The sequence below is a fragment of the Aeromonas eucrenophila genome (assembly GCF_000819865.1).
Taxonomy (GTDB): domain Bacteria; phylum Pseudomonadota; class Gammaproteobacteria; order Enterobacterales; family Aeromonadaceae; genus Aeromonas; species Aeromonas eucrenophila.
The window spans coordinates 258205-272653 of sequence record NZ_CDDF01000017.1; the positions used below are offsets into that span (position 1 = coordinate 258205).

Here is a 14449-nt window from a genome sequence, read left to right on the forward strand (position 1 = left end):
CACCACCAGCAGTTGCTGTTTCTCTTCTCCACCGGAGGACGACCTGACGTGATGGTCTTGCTCATCCATGCCATTACCCGCCGCCAGCTGTCTCTGTTTGTTGTCCATGTCTCTCTTCCTTGTATCCGATGGGGATCAGGCCCGGCGCTGGCTGCGCACCTGCTCAGCCACCTTGAGGGGGGTCACCTTGCGCTGTTTCTCGTAGAGAAAGCGCAGCACCTGCTGGCGCAGTCTGTGGTAGTGGACATCATCCGCCAGGGCGACCCTGTCTCTGGGCCTCGGCAAGTCCACGGTCAGGATCTCCCCGACGGTGGCGGCGGGGCCATTGGTCATCATGACGATGCGATCCGACAGCAGCACCGCCTCGTCCACGTCGTGGGTGATCATGATGACGGTGTTGCCGAGCTCGGCCTGGATGGCCATCAGCGCGTCCTGCAGGTGGGCCCGGGTCAGGGCATCGAGGGCACCGAACGGCTCGTCCATCAGCAGCACCTTGGGGGAGAGCGACAGGGCGCGGGCGATGCCGACCCGCTGTTTCATCCCCCCCGACAGCTCGTGGGGCATCTTCTGGCTGGCGTGATCCATCTGCACCAGGGAGAGGTAGTAGTTGACCCGCTCCACCACCGCCCGCCGATCCGGCTCCACCTGCCCCACCGCCAGCGCCACGTTCTGATAGACGCTGAGCCAGGGCAGCAGCGCGTGGTTCTGGAACACCATGGCCCGCTCGGGGCCGGGCCCCGCCACTTCGCGCCCGTCCAGGATGATGCCGCCCGTGGTGGGCTCCAGCAGTCCGGCCACCAGGTTGAGCACAGTGCTCTTGCCGCAGCCGGAGTGGCCTATGAGGGAGACGAACTCCCCCCGCGCGATGCGCAGGTTGACCCGGCTGAGAGCCTCGAAGCGCCCCTGCTCCGTCTCGAACGCGATGCCGACATCGCTTACCTCCAGATAACTCTTCATTGGCTCTTCTCCTGCCTGAATAGGGATTCGGTTGTTAACGCAGCACCTGGCGCTTGTCCCAGGACAACCACTGCTGCAGGGCCAGCATGCCCCTGTCCAGGGCGCAGCCGATGAGGCCTATGGTGATCACCGCCACCATGATGCGGGCCAGAGACGAGGCGCCGCCGCTCTGGAACTCGTCCCACACGAACTTGCCGAGCCCCGGGTTCTGGGCCAGCATCTCGGCCGCGATCAGCACCATCCAGGCCACCCCCAGCGACAGCCGCAGCCCGGTGAAGATCATGGGCAGGGCGCCGGGCAGCACGATGCGGCGCACGTGGGTCACAAACGACAGCCGTAGTACCCGGCTGACGTTGTGCAAATCGCCGTCCAGCCCCGCCACCCCGACCGCGGTGTTGATCAGGGTCGGCCAGAGGGAGCAGAGGGTCACCGTCAGCGCCGAGGTGAGGAAGGACTTGGCGAGCCAGGGGGTGGGGCTGGCGTAGAGCGCACTCACCACCAGGGTGATGAGGGGCAGCCAGGCCAGGGGCGACACCGGCTTGAGCAGCTGGATCACCGGGTTGGCGGCGCGATAGAGCCCCTGATTCATGCCGAGCAGCACCCCGCACGGGATGGCGATCAGGGTCGCGAGGCCAAAGCCGCACAGCACGGTCAGCAGGCTGGTGGCGATCTGATCGAAGAAGGTGGGTCGCCCGGTATAGGGGCGCAGCTTCACCTCGGCCGCCGGATCCTCGGCCAGCCGCTCGGCGTTGCGCAGTTGCTGGCGCTCGAGGAAGGCCGCCGCCTTCTCCCGCTCTGCCAGGTGATCCTGGCCAAGGGACCAGAACTGGCTGGCGGTCGCCAGCGGCCCCGGCAAGGCACCCAGGCTGGTCTGCACCTGGCTCGCCCCCCACTGCCAGAGGCCGAGGAACAGCAGCACGCCCAGCAGGGGCTGCACCAAGGGGGTCAATATCCGTTGCCACTTGTGTCTTTGCATCATGCGCTCCTTGCTCATTGCACCCGCTCATCGCCCTTGAGGCCGATGGCGAACTGCTGCAGATAGGCGTTGGGGTGGCGGCCGTCGTAGATGAGGCCGTCGATGAAGCCATCCTGGGGACCGCGATAGCCCTGTTCGCTGGCAAAGTCGGGGAAATCCCCCGCCTTGAACTTGCCCTCGGCGATCAGCGCCTCGGCCGCCTGGCGGTAAATCTCGGGCTGGTAGACGGCCTTGGCGACCTGCTCGAACCAGGCATCCGGCTGGGCTTGCGGGATCTGGCCCCAGCGCCGCATCTGGGTCAGATACCAGATGGCGTCCGAGTAGTAGGGATAGGTGGCGTGGTGGCGGAAGAAGACGTTGAAGTCCGGCAGCTGGCGCACGTCCCCCTTGCCGTATTCGAAGGTGCCTGTCATGGAGTTCGCGATCACCCCCTCGTCCGCCCCCACGTATTCCGGCTTCGCCAGCATTTTGGCCGCCTCACGCCGGTTGCCGTTCTGCTCCGCATCCAGCCACCAGGCCGCCCGCAGCAACGCCTTCACCAGCCGGATGTGGCTATTGGGGTGGCGCTGTGCCCACTCACGGGTGACGCCGAATACCTTCTCCGGGTTGTTGCGCCAGATCTCCTGATCGGTGATGACGGGCACTCCGATCCCCTTCGCGACCGCCTGCTGGTTCCAGGGCTCCCCCACGCTGTAGCCGGCGATGGTGCCCGCCTCCAGGGTGGCGGGCATCTGCGGCGGCGGCGTGACCGACAGCAGCACGTCCGCCTGGCGCTGGCCCGAGTTGTCGCCAAGCCCGGGGGCATAGAAGCCGGGGTTGAGGCCACCGGCCGCCAGCCAGTACCTGAGCTCGTAGTTGTGAGGGGAAACGGGGAACACCATCCCCATGTTGAACGGCTTGCCCGCCTGCCGGTATTGCTCCACCACGGGCTTGAGGGCGGCGGCGCTCACCGGGGCTGGCACCTGGCCCGGCACCGGCTTGGGCAACTGCGGCTGCATGGCGGCCCACACCGGGTTGGCGACCGTGATGGCGTTACCGTTGAGATCCATGGCAAAGGCAGTCACCAGCTCGGCCCGGGTGCCGATTCCGATGTGGGCGGCCAGGGGCTGGCCGGCCAGCATCTGGGCACCGTCCAGCTCGCCGTCAATCACCCGATCCAGCAGGATCTTCCAGTTCGCCTGAGCCTCCAGGGTGACGTAGAGCCCCTCGTCCTCGAAGTAGCCGCGCTCATAGGCCACCGCCAGCGGCGCCATGTCGGTCAACTTGATGAAGCCGAGCCTGATCTCCTCCTGCTCGGGCGCCCCCACCGCGGCCAGCGCCGGCAGTGACAACATCCCCAGCAGCAACCCAGTACATCCTTGTCGTCTGTTCATTGCATTCCCTCGCTCGGTTCCCTGTCCGGGCGATCGCGCCCCTGCCTCGTTGCAGCGTCGCGACCAAAAAAAAGCCCCACCGATCCGGGATCGGTGAGGCTTCTTTGCCCTGTTGCGGGTGAGAGGCCTGCTGGCCTCATCACTGCGCGTTGTCTTCTGAGTAATTCACTTTCCGTGCCAACCTGGCCGAGCCGCTGATGGCGCGCCCCGAGCGGCCGAGCGGCGCCTCCCCTGCCCGTTTCTGCGCCTCAATGAGGCGCCGTTGCACCAAAACGGTTTGCCTGCTCCCTCAGAACCTGTTCACGATCTGTCACGAGAGGTTGTCAGCAAGGTGAAGAGCAGCGTAGGAACCGGAGTTTATAGACATAAATGAGGATTCCGAGCAGCACATGAGCCTTGATCACGGCCTCGCAGTAAGATTGTGAACAGCTTCTCAGGCGGGCAGGGCCAGCAGCAGTTGCCGTGCCAGCTCCCCCAGACTCAGGTGGCGGCTCATGGCGGTGCTGCGCATCAGCCGGTAGGCCTGTTCCTCGTCCAGCCCCTGGTGGCGCATCAAGCGCCCCTTGGCCTGCTCGATCAGCCGCCGCTCCAGCAGCTTCTGCCGCAGCTCGCTCTCGGTTTGGGCCAGCGCCTGCACCATGGCCAGCTGGCTGCGGGCCAGTCGCAACCACTGCTCCACCGGCTCCTTCTCCCCGCAGGGGTGGGGCACCAGCAGCACCCCCTGCTGCAGCAAGGCCTGCTGCGCCTCGCCCCCGAGCCGCTCGCAGAACAGCAGGCGCGGCAAGTCGGGCCAGAGGGAGAGGCCGAGCCGCAGCTCGGCGTCGAACCGGCGACAGCTGATGAGCAGGGCATCCCCCTGCCCGTCCGGGGTCAACAGCTGGCGGGCATCGAGGATCCTGGGTTGATGTCCGTACTGGCTGACCAGCAGGGCCAGACGGTTGGCCTGGCCCGGATCGTCGGCGTGGATCAGCAGGCGAGAAACGGGGCCACAGTGGCTCCCTGGGGTGAGAATGGTCATGGCGCTCCTTGCCAACGGCGAGCCGGCTTGTCTGCCGGCATTGTCTATCGCCAATCACGCAACATGAGCGCCAACTATTTGAATCTACCTCCTTTTTATTCCTCTGGAGGTAGTGGGGGTAGAGCGGCTCAGGCCACCCGATCCAGCCCCTGGGTCAGCAGGCCCTGCAGCTCGGCGCGCAGGCGCACCACCTCCCCCATGATCATCAGCACAGGGCTCTGGCCGAGCAGGGCCCTGGCAGCCTGCTCCAACCCGTCCAGGCTGGTCTCATGGACCTGCTGTCGGGGGCTGCAACCGGCCACCACCAGCGCCACCGGCAGCGCTCCCGAGGCCCCCGCCGCCAGCAGCCCCTGCCGGATCCGGGCCGCCCGCTCCAGCCCCATGTAGAACACCAGGGTGTGGCCGGCCCGGGTCAGCCCCTGCCAACCCTGATAGTCGCGCTCGTCCATCAGGTGGCCGGTGACCAGGGTCAGGGAGCGGGCCAGCCCCCTGTGGGTCAGAGGGATCAGGCTGCTGGCGGCGCAGCCCAGGGCCGCCGTGATGCCGGGCACCAGCTCGGCCTCGATGCCGTGACGGGCCAGGTGCAGTGCCTCCTCGCCACCGCGGCCAAACACCAGGGGATCCCCCCCCTTGAGCCGCACCACCCGCTTGCCGGTGCGGGCCAGCGCCAACAGCAGGGCGTTGATCTGCTCCTGGCTCGGGCTCGGCTCGCCGCAGCGCTTGCCCACGTCGAAGCGGGCCGCCCCCTGAGGAATGCGGGCCAGGATCTCGGCGCCCACCAGGCGGTCATAGACCACCACCTCCGCAGCCTCCAGTCGCTGCAGGGCACGCAGGGTCAACAACTCGAGCGGGCCGGGACCGGCCCCTACCAGACTGATATGGCTCATCTCACACTCCTTGTGTTTCTGCCCCGTCCTTAGAGCCTGTTCACGACCTGTAACGAGAGGCTGTCAGCAAGGTGAAGCGCAGCGCAGGAACCGGAGCGTATAGACATACGTGAGGATTCCGAGCAGCACATGAGCCTTGATCACGGCCTCGCAGTAAGATCCTGTACAGGTTCTTAAGCGGAGGCGATAAAAACATGTTGTATCAACAGTTTGTCGATCTCTGGCAGACAGGTGCCGCAGTTGCTGCCACAGCCGAGCAGGGCCTGCAGCCCCGCCAGTTCACTCACCCCCTGCCGTACTATGGCGTCGACTATCTGACGCTCGGACACCCGCAGGCAGGAGCAGATCAGCCGGCTCTCTCCCTGCAGTGCCGCACTCAGGGTCTGGCTCAGGCCCCCCGCCTGCAGCGGGGTGCCGAGCAGGCTCGCCAACAGCTCTATCTTGAGACTCGGGCGCCGTTCCCCCACCAGCAGCAGGCCGTCGATGCGATCCCCGGCCAACGCCACGGCGAGCCAGCCCGACGCCAGCGGCAGCCGCAGCCAGCGCCCCTGGGTGGCCAGCCGCTGCCACCGGGCTTCCGGCGTGTCGGACCAGGAGGCCAGCAGGGTGCAGTTGCCCTCGGGCAGGGGGCGCCTGGCCCACCAGTCCACCGGCTCGTCCCAGTCTTGTCGACCGAGCCAGAGCCCCTGCCAGCGGGTCGGCTGCGCCTCGGCCCGCACCCGCCCCTGCTTGAACATGGGCTGACCCGAGAGGGGATCCACCGTGGCCGCGATGAGCCGATTGACCGCCCCTTGGCTGCACTGGCTGTCGGTCCAGTGCATGGGCAGGAAGGCTTCCCCCTCCCGCAGCCCCTCGTCCAGCCCGACCAGCAGCCGCGCCTCCCCCAGTTCGTTGTAGAGGCGCACCAGATCCCCCTCCTTGAGCCCCAGCGCCAGCAGGCTGGCGGCACCGAGCCGCACCCTGGGCCAGGGCTCGGCCTCCTGCAGCCGCGGCACGTGGCCGGTGCGGGTCATGGTGTGCCACTGATCCCGCAGCCGGCCGGTATTGAGCAGCAAAGTGCCGTATGACAAGGAGTTGATCCGTGGAGAGGCTCCCTCCGGCTGCGGCACAGTCTTTGGCTCGGGTGGGAAGAGCTGGGCCAGGGGCAACAGGCGGGCCCGGCCATCCGGGGTAGGGAAGACGCCATCCTCGAACAGGCGGGCACGGCCCCGGGGCCAGCGGGCGTTGACCGGCCAGCTCAGGGGCGTCAGCGCCTCGAACTCGTCCCGGCTGAGGCTGGCCAGCCCGGAGATGTCGAACTGGCGCTGCCCTTCGTTCTCGAAGCCCGACAGGGCGGCGTGCTCGCAGAAGATCTCGTGCTCGTGCTCATAGGCAAAGCCCTCGCCGAAGCCGAGCCGACGGGCGAGCTGGGTCAGCGCCCACCAGTCGGGTCTGGCCTCCCCCGGCAGGGGCAGGAAGGCGCGCTGGCGGCTGATGGTGCGCTCCGAGTTGGTGACGGTGCCGCTCTTCTCCCCCCAGGCGGCGGCGGGCAGCAGCAGGTGGGCGAGGCGCGCCGTGTCGGTGTTGGCGGTCACCTCGGAGACCACCAGCAGCTCACAGCGGCCCAGCGCCTCGCGCACCCGGTTGCCATCGGGCAGGGAGACCGCCGGGTTGGTGCCGAGCACCCAGAGCGCGCGGATCTCCCCCCGATGCACCGCCTCGAACAACTCGACCGCCTTGTGGCCGGGGCCGCGCACTATGGTCGGGCTCTGCCAGAAGCGCTGCACCCGATCGCACTCGGCCTCGCCAAAGCCCATGTGGGCCGCCAGCTGGGTCGCCAGCCCACCCACCTCGCGCCCGCCCATGGCGTTGGGCTGCCCCGTCATGGAGAAGGGGGCCGCCCCCGGCTTGCCGATGCGCCCGCACAGCAAATGGGCGTTGATGATGGCGTTGGCCTTGTCCACCCCCTGGTTGGACTGGTTGATCCCCTGGCAGAACAGGCTGACCGTCTTGGGGGTGCGGGCAAACAGCTGGTAGAAGCCGAGCAGATCGCCGCGAGCCAGGCCGCAGCTCTGCGCCACCGCCTCCAGCTGCCAGGCGGGATCGTCCAGCGCCGCCGCGAGCGCCTCGAAGCCGCTCACATGGCGCGCCACGTAATCCTTGTCCCAGCCGTCGCTATCGAGCAGGTAACGGCAGAGCCCGTTCCACAGCGCCACGTCGCTGCCGGGCTTGAGCGCCAGGTGCAGGTCCCCCTGCTCCGCCGTCATGGTGCGGCGCGGATCCAGCACCACCAGCTTGAGCTCGGGGCGCCGCGCCCGCGCCTGTTGCAGGCGACGAAACAACACGGGGTGGGTCCAGGCGGTGTTGGCGCCGGTGAGCACCACCAGATCCGCGAGCTCCAGATCCTCGTAGCAGACGGGCACCAGATCCTCGCCGAAGGCGCGCTGGTGGGCCGCCACCGCCGATGACATGCAGAGCCGGGAGTTGGTATCCACGTTGGCGCTGCCGAGATAGCCCTTCATCAGCTTGTTGGCGACGTAGTAATCCTCGGTGGTGAGCTGGCCAGACAGATAGATGCCGATGGCTTCGGGCCCGGATTCGGCCAGGATGGCGGCAAAGCGGCTGGCCAGGGTATCCAGGGCCTCTTCCCAGCCGATGCGCTGCCCCAGCCAGCGCGGATAGAGCAGGCGATCGGGAAAGTCCAGACTCTCCAGCAGGCTGGCCCCCTTGACGCACAGGGCGCCGCCATTGGCCGGATGCTCCTCGTCCCCCTGCAGTTGCCAGCCATCCCCCTCCCGCGTCAGCCGGATGCCGCACCCCACTCCACAATAGGCACAGGTGGTCTTCATTCCCTCGCTCCTTATCGCCCGGCCGCCCGTTCATCGCGGGCAGCCCATTGTCATGGCCCATAAAAAAAAGCGTCAGCCCCCCAGGGGGACGGACGCCTTTGTCCAGATAAGCCATGTTCACTTTGTCCAAGGGTGACTGCAAAGCCTGCGCCAAGATGCAAAGCACGTCGGGACGGCGGCCAGGGCCGAGGGAGTGCGCCGGGACGGTGCAGGTGCCCCCTTGTTGGGCCCGCCCCAGGCGCGGCGGGCTCATGAGCAAGGGCAGTCATGGGCAAACGGCGCGGCGGGGGTATAATGCGGCCGCCACAGAGGAGAGCGAGATGAAAGAGTCAGACCAGGAATGCCTGCTGCAACACGAAGAGGGGCCGGAACGGCGCGATGACGCCGGCTATTGCGGTATCGGGCTGGTCAATCCCAAGTCCCCGGAGAACGTGGGGGCCGTGATGCGGGCCGCCGGCTGCTACGGGGCAGACGAGGTCTACTACACCGGCAGCCGCTTCGAACTGGCGCGCCGCTTCGCCACCGATACCAAACAGATGGTGGAGAAGATCCCCCTGCTCGGGGTGGACGATCTGTTGGCGTTCGTGCCCCCGGGTTGCACCCCTGTGCTGGTGGATCTCATCGAGGGCGCCACCTCGCTGCCGGACTATGTACACCCGGAACGCGCCTTCTACATCTTCGGCCCCGAGGATGGCACCCTGGATCCCGCCCGCTTCGCGGCGGTGAAGGAGGTGATCTACGTGCCGACCCGCGGCTGCATGAATCTGGCCGCCTCGGTCAACGTGATCCTCTACGATCGGCTATCCAAACAGCTGAGGAGCAAGTAGGGAGGTGATCTACGTGGCCATACCCAAGGGCTGCATGAATCTGGCCGCCTCGGTCAATGTGATCCTCTGCGATCGGCTGGCCAAGCGCCTGAGAGATAAGGAACACGAGTAAAGAGCAGATAAGGGAGCTAGCCCGGCAACGGGGTTATTTCCCCGCGCGCTTCTCCTGCTCTTTGACGAAGTCACGATAGTAGTCGTAGAGCGCGTTGCGCCTGTATATCTCGGCCAGGGTGCCGCGTCGCAGCAACTTGATCATGCCGGGATCCCATAGCTGGCGCAGATGCCGACCCTGCTGCGTATCGGCGAAGATGGGATAGGTCGACACCCAGCGCAGGAAGACCCTGGTCATGTCGGAGGGGATCTCCCCCTTCGGATAGAGCACTCCGGCGGTCAGGTAGTAGCGATAGCGCTCCTTCGCCAGCAGTTGCAGCGCCATGTCGTGGCTGTCTATCTCATACCAGCGCATCGGCACCGGGATGAACTTGTCGAAGGCCCAGCCCCGCAGCCAGAGCACATCCCGATCCCGCAGGCTCTCTTCTCCCTGCCACTCTGACCGCCATTTCTGCAGCATCAGCACGGTCACATCATCGGCCGAGGCCGGATAATCCGGCTGGTGTACTCCCGGCACTTCCCCCTGATAGACCCCCATCGCCATGTCGCCGCCTTTCTGCGCCACCACCGCCAGCGCCCGCTTGTAGGGCACTATATGGGGATGGATGCCATAACCCTGCGGCTCATAGATGGCGCGCACTATGTCCAGATAGACGCCATGACCATCGGCCTGGCAGAAGCCGGGCCAGTCATCGCAATAGACATGTATCAGGTTGGCCCGGATGGGCCCGGCGAGCAGCAGACAGCACAGCAGGAGAAGCGGTCGAACCATGTACCAGTATTCCTCGGTGGCGGCGTCCTCTGCGAGGGATCACAGGAGGCCGGCACGTTAAAGCCTTAACACATCATAGGAAGTTCTCGCACCGGCTCCTATCTTTTCCCCGTTTTGCGAGCGGGTCGAGGGTATTTGCCGCCTCGATCGGTACTATGGACAGTAAGATTCATTAGTGACCCAATCAGCGAGGAGTCTCATCATGCCAACCATCAAGTCACTACTCTGCCCCGTCGATTTCTCCGAGATGTCCAGGGCCGTACTCGACTATGCCGTCTTCATGGCCAAGAGTCATCAGGCCGAGCTCAAGCTGGTCCACGTGGTGGATCAACTGCACGGTTTCGACAGCTACAAGATCCTCCACATGACCGCCATCGAGATCACCCACGAGATGGAGCGTCAGGCCAAGACCCAGCTCAAGGAGCTGGTCGCCATGTTGCCCATCCCCGCCACCTTCGAGGTACGCTTCGGTCGCGCCGCCGACGAGATCGTCGTGCAGGCGAAGGAGGACAAGGTGGATCTGGTGGTCATGGGCAGCCATGGCCGCTCCGGCATCAGCCACCTGCTGGTGGGCAGCGTCGCGGAATCCGTGGTGCGCCACGCCCCCTGCCCGGTGCTGGTGGTGCGCAAATAACAGCTAACCCCCGACCGAAACAAGAAGGCCAGCGTTTGCTGGCCTTCTTGTTATTGATTGCCACGGGGCGCTCGCCTCAGAATCTGTTCACGAGCTGTGACGAGAGGTCGTCAGCAAGGTAAAGAGCAGCGCAGGAACCGGAGTTTATAGACATAAATGAGCCCTTGGTTTCACATAAGCGAGCAGCACATGAGCCTTGATCACGGCCTTGCAGTAAGATCGTGGACAGGTTCTCAGCCGTGGGCGTAGATGACGCTGCCCCCCTTGATAAGGTCGATGATGGCCCTCGACTGCTCCCTCGGCAGCGCGGGACATCCCCAGCTGCGGCCCAGCTTGTCATATTTCTGCAGGTGCCTTGGGCTGGCATAGTCCGCTCCGTGCACGACGATGGCGCGCTTGCGGGCATTGCTGTTCTGGCCCGGGCTCAGGCCATCGAGGCGCAGCGAGTAGCCGTGCTTGCCCTGATAGGTTTCGGCGGTGCGATAGACCCCGAGGGAGCTCTGTCTGGAGTTGAGTTGATTGGAGAACTGGCGGGCGGCCAGCTCCCCCGAATTGCGGCCGTGACTGACCCAGGTGTGGTAGAGCAGCTTGTGGCGCTTGACGTCGATGACGAACAACCGGCGCTGGGTAGAGGGTTTGCTGTAGTCGATGATAGTCAGAATGGGTTTTCGCTTGTGTTGCACCCGCTGATAACCCTGCAGAGCCTTGCGAAATACCTGTTTGTCGAGCTTGCCCGCCAGACCGAGCTGGCGGTAGAGATCCTGATCCCAGCTGGCGTGGCTGGCGCCGCTGAAACAGAGCGCCCCCAGCAGCAAAGGCAGGCTCAACCAGAGCCAACCCAGTCGGGCAATCCAGTCTGTGTGCTTCATCCTTGAAGTCGCTCCCGTTCTGGCTGGTAGCCGAGTGTCCGAAATATCGCCACTGCTTGCTGGATAGTTATATGCAAGCCCCTGATAGGCCGCAATAAAAAACCATAAAAATGCCGACGCGAGTCGGCATTTTCAATGCAAGCCAAACAGCCTGGCTCAAGCACGGCTGAGATAGTCCGCCACGCCTACCCATTTGTAGCTGGTGAGCTCGGTCAGCCCCATGGGGCCGCGGGCATGCAGCATCTGGGTCGATACCGCCACCTCGGCACCCAGACCAAACTGGCCGCCGTCGGTGAAGCGGGTGGAGGCGTTGACATAGACGGCCGCCGAGCCGGCACCGTTGACGAAACGCTCGGCATTGGCAAGGTCGTTGGTCAGGATGGCGTCCGAGTGACCGGCGTTGTGTTCGCGCATGTGGGCCAGCGCCTCGTTCACGTCGGCCACCAGCCGGACCCCCAGGGTCAGCCCCAGCCATTCGGTGTCGAAATCTTCCGGCCCGGCGGCACGCAGCTGATCGGCCCCCGCCAGCAGCGGCATGGCATCAGGGCTGGCGACCAGGGTCACCTTGCGCTCGTTCATCAGGCTGACCAGTTGCGGCAGCAGGCGAGCGGCCACCTTCTCGTGCACCAGCAGGGTGTCGAGGGCGTTGCAGGCGGAGGGGCGCTGCACCTTGGCGTTGTCGATGATCGAAAGCGATCGCGCCAGATCGGCGCTCTCGTCCACGAAGACGTGGCTGATGCCAAAACCCCCGATGATGACGGGGATGGAGCTGTTCTCCTTGCACATCTTGTGCAGCCCGGCACCGCCGCGGGGAATGATCATGTCCACATAGCGATCGAGGCGCAGCAGTTCACCCACCAGGGCCCGGTCCGGGTTGTCGATGTACTGCACGGCCTCGGCCGGCAGGCCGGAGGCGGCCAGGGCGGCCTGGATCACCCGCACCAGCTCCAGGTTGGAGTGGAAGGTCTCGCGCCCGCCGCGCAATATGCTGGCGTTGCCGGTCTTGAGGCAGAGGCTGGCGATGTCGATGGTGACGTTGGGACGCGCCTCGTAGATGACGCCGATGACGCCGATGGGCACCCGGCGGCGGGACAGACGCAGGCCGTTCTCCAGCACCCGGCTGTCGATCTCGGCACCGACGGGATCGTCGAGCACTATCACCTTGCGCACGTCCGCCACTATGCCGGCCAGGCGCGCCGGGTTGAGCAGCAATCGGTCCAGCATGGCCTCGGAGAGCCCCGCCTCACGGCCCGCGGCTATGTCTTTCTCGTTGGCGGCCAGGATCTGCCCGCTGCGCGCCTCCAGCTCATCGGCGATGGCGGCCAGCGCCCGGTTCTTTTGCGCCGTGCTGACGGTGGCCAGCTGGTAGGCGGCTTCTCGGGCCGCCTGCCCCATTTTCTCCAGACTCATAGCTTGATCCCTTGATCTGTCGACTGACGGTGCCGCCGGATGGCAGCAGCACCCTATCATCTCTGTGGATGGCCCATGATCCCGTAGCCGTGGTCATGGGGTCCATAATGAAGCCGGCTGCTTTATAGCAGCACCATGTCATCTCTGTGGATAGCGACGGCCCCATAGCCGTAGCCCAATACCTGTTCTATCTGATCCGAATGCACGCCGCGCAGGCGATCCAGCTCGTTGTGATCGTAGCGGCAGATGCCCCGTGCCAACTCGCTGCCCTTGGGATCCAGGATGCGCACCACGTCGCCGCGCACGAAATCACCCTTGACCGCGACTATGCCCTTGGGCAACAGGCTGGACCCTTTATCCTGCATGGCGGCGACGGCGCCCTGATCCACCTGGACCTCGCCATGAGGGGGCGGGCCTGCCAGGATCCAGCTCTTGCGCCCTTCCAGCGGAGAGGCCAGCGCCGGGAACAGGGTCCCGACCCGCTCTCCCGCGGCGAGGCGGCCGATCACTTCGGGGATCTGGCCGGTGGCGATCACCACGTTGACCCCGGCCCGGCGCGCCACGTCGGCCGCTTGCAGCTTGGTCGCCATACCGCCGGTGCCAAGCCCGCTGACACTGTCACCGGCCAGGGAGCGCAGGCTGTCGTCTATGGTCTGCACCTCTTCGATCAGCTGGGCATCCGGATTGCTGCGGGGATCGGCGGTAAAGAGCCCCTTCTGATCGGTGAGCAGGATCAGCAAGTCGGCATCGGCCAGGATGGCGGCGCGGGCGGAGAGGTTGTCGTTGTCACCCACCTTGATCTCGGCGGTGGCCACCGCATCGTTCTCGTTGATGACGGGGATGATGCGATGATCGAGCAGGGTACGCAGGGTGTCGCGGGCATTGAGGTAACGCTCGCGATCTTCCAGATCGGCGCGGGTCAGCAACATCTGACCGATGTGCAGCCCGTAGAGGTTGAACAAATCCTGCCACACCCGGATGAGCTGGGTCTGGCCGACCGCTGCCAGCATCTGCTTGTTCGGCAGGGTCGGCGCCAGCGGGGGATGGCCCAGATGTTCACGCCCGGCGGCGATGGCCCCCGAGGTCACCAGCACGACACGATGGCCGAGACGGTGCAAGGCGGCGCACTGCCTGACCAGCTCCACCATGTGGGCACGGTTGAGCCGGGCAGAGCCCCCGGTGAGCACGCTGGTGCCCAGTTTGACGACTATGGTTCTGTTTTCCATGGGAACAACGAGGTTAAAAAAGTAAGGAATCCCTTTATACCCACGGCCTTCTTGCCCTGCAAGGCAATTAAGCCTCGCAGCTGTTGCTCGCAAGGAAGGCGGTCCTGCGCGTCCATGACACGCAGGACCGGTACGGGTTAAGCGGCTGTCACGCTCAGCTCGGCGGTCACCTGCTCGGCGGGGGAGAGCTTGCACTCCAGCGCGGTGAGTTTGTCGCTGATGAGTTTGTAGAAGTGGTTCAGGGTACGCTCGACTTCGACCTGGTGCTTCTTGGGCAGCGGCTTGTTGATCCACTCCCCCTCGGCGTTGTAGAAGCCCGTCTGATAGTGGTAACTGAAGTGGTGATCGTCCTGCTCCAGCACCAGCCACCAGCCCCAGAACTCCCGTTTGTCCGGCGCCGGTTTGGCGCTGATGCACACGGAAAGGCAGTCGAAACGGTAGCGCCCCTCCTCGCACAGATCTTCGCGCAAATAGGGGCCGATCGCAGCGAATTGCCGCAGCAGTCGCTTGTAGGTCACTCTCTCTGACATGCTAACCTCCCTGTTGAACAAGCCATAGCAT

The 14449-nt window shown here is 65.4% G+C and carries 14 protein-coding genes; 3 read left to right on the forward strand and 11 right to left on the reverse strand.

Going from position 1 to position 14449, the window contains the following annotated elements; genetic code table 11:
* Window positions 1–135: 135 nt before the first annotated feature.
* The 6 genes from BN1124_RS18255 to BN1124_RS18280 all read right to left on the reverse strand — a co-directional run bounded on the left by BN1124_RS18255 (window position 136) and on the right by BN1124_RS18280 (window position 8039).
* Complete coding sequence (locus BN1124_RS18255) at window positions 136–957, reverse strand: ABC transporter ATP-binding protein (RefSeq protein WP_042644242.1); 822 nt, start codon at window positions 955–957, stop codon at window positions 136–138.
* A 34-nt stretch (window positions 958–991) separates the two neighbouring features.
* The gene (locus tag BN1124_RS18260; RefSeq protein WP_042644407.1) at window positions 992–1933 is read right to left on the reverse strand and encodes an ABC transporter permease; all 942 of its coding nucleotides are present in this window, start codon (window positions 1931–1933) and stop codon (window positions 992–994) included.
* 14 nt (window positions 1934–1947) lie between these two features.
* On the reverse strand, window positions 1948–3306 hold the full coding sequence (locus BN1124_RS18265) for a CmpA/NrtA family ABC transporter substrate-binding protein (RefSeq protein WP_042644244.1): 1359 nt from the start codon (window positions 3304–3306) through the stop codon (window positions 1948–1950).
* A 433-nt stretch (window positions 3307–3739) separates the two neighbouring features.
* Window positions 3740–4324, reverse strand: coding sequence for an ANTAR domain-containing response regulator (locus tag BN1124_RS18270; protein ID WP_042644246.1), 585 nt, complete (start codon window positions 4322–4324; stop codon window positions 3740–3742).
* 128 nt (window positions 4325–4452) lie between these two features.
* The gene (gene cobA / locus BN1124_RS18275) at window positions 4453–5211 is read right to left on the reverse strand and encodes a uroporphyrinogen-III C-methyltransferase (RefSeq protein WP_042644248.1); all 759 of its coding nucleotides are present in this window, start codon (window positions 5209–5211) and stop codon (window positions 4453–4455) included.
* Between the two features lie 173 nt (window positions 5212–5384).
* Complete coding sequence (locus tag BN1124_RS18280) at window positions 5385–8039, reverse strand: nitrate reductase (RefSeq protein ID WP_042644250.1); 2655 nt, start codon at window positions 8037–8039, stop codon at window positions 5385–5387.
* A 320-nt stretch (window positions 8040–8359) separates the two neighbouring features.
* Here BN1124_RS18280 and BN1124_RS18285 point away from each other — a divergent pair, with 320 nt between their 5' ends.
* Together BN1124_RS18285 and BN1124_RS18290 are read left to right on the forward strand one after the other, a co-directional pair.
* The gene (locus BN1124_RS18285) at window positions 8360–8866 is read left to right on the forward strand and encodes an RNA methyltransferase (protein ID WP_042644252.1); all 507 of its coding nucleotides are present in this window, start codon (window positions 8360–8362) and stop codon (window positions 8864–8866) included.
* 4 nt (window positions 8867–8870) lie between these two features.
* On the forward strand, window positions 8871–8978 hold the full coding sequence (locus tag BN1124_RS18290; protein ID WP_042644254.1) for a hypothetical protein: 108 nt from the start codon (window positions 8871–8873) through the stop codon (window positions 8976–8978).
* A gap of 33 nt (window positions 8979–9011) precedes the next feature.
* On the opposite strand, the gene BN1124_RS18295 is transcribed toward BN1124_RS18290, so the two are convergent.
* On the reverse strand, window positions 9012–9749 hold the full coding sequence (locus BN1124_RS18295) for a hypothetical protein (protein WP_042644256.1): 738 nt from the start codon (window positions 9747–9749) through the stop codon (window positions 9012–9014).
* A 202-nt stretch (window positions 9750–9951) separates the two neighbouring features.
* Here BN1124_RS18295 and BN1124_RS18300 point away from each other — a divergent pair, with 202 nt between their 5' ends.
* Complete coding sequence (locus tag BN1124_RS18300; protein WP_042644258.1) at window positions 9952–10383, forward strand: universal stress protein; 432 nt, start codon at window positions 9952–9954, stop codon at window positions 10381–10383.
* Window positions 10384–10616: 233 nt separating this feature from the next.
* On the opposite strand, the gene BN1124_RS18305 is transcribed toward BN1124_RS18300, so the two are convergent.
* The 4 genes from BN1124_RS18305 to crl all read right to left on the reverse strand — a co-directional run bounded on the left by BN1124_RS18305 (window position 10617) and on the right by crl (window position 14418).
* A complete protein-coding gene (locus BN1124_RS18305; RefSeq protein WP_042644260.1) occupies window positions 10617–11252 on the reverse strand; it encodes a murein L,D-transpeptidase catalytic domain family protein in 636 nt (211 codons plus the stop codon).
* Window positions 11253–11408: 156 nt separating this feature from the next.
* Entirely contained in the window at window positions 11409–12662 is a 1254-nt protein-coding gene (locus BN1124_RS18310) for a glutamate-5-semialdehyde dehydrogenase (protein ID WP_042644262.1), read from the reverse strand.
* 122 nt (window positions 12663–12784) lie between these two features.
* Window positions 12785–13888 carry a glutamate 5-kinase gene (proB, locus tag BN1124_RS18315; RefSeq protein WP_042644264.1) on the reverse strand — a complete coding sequence of 368 codons (1104 nt, stop codon included), beginning with the start codon at window positions 13886–13888 and terminating at the stop codon, window positions 12785–12787.
* A 137-nt stretch (window positions 13889–14025) separates the two neighbouring features.
* Window positions 14026–14418: a sigma factor-binding protein Crl gene (gene crl / locus BN1124_RS18320; RefSeq protein WP_042644266.1), complete on the reverse strand. Its 393-nt coding sequence runs from the start codon at window positions 14416–14418 to the stop codon at window positions 14026–14028.
* Window positions 14419–14449 lie beyond the last annotated feature (31 nt).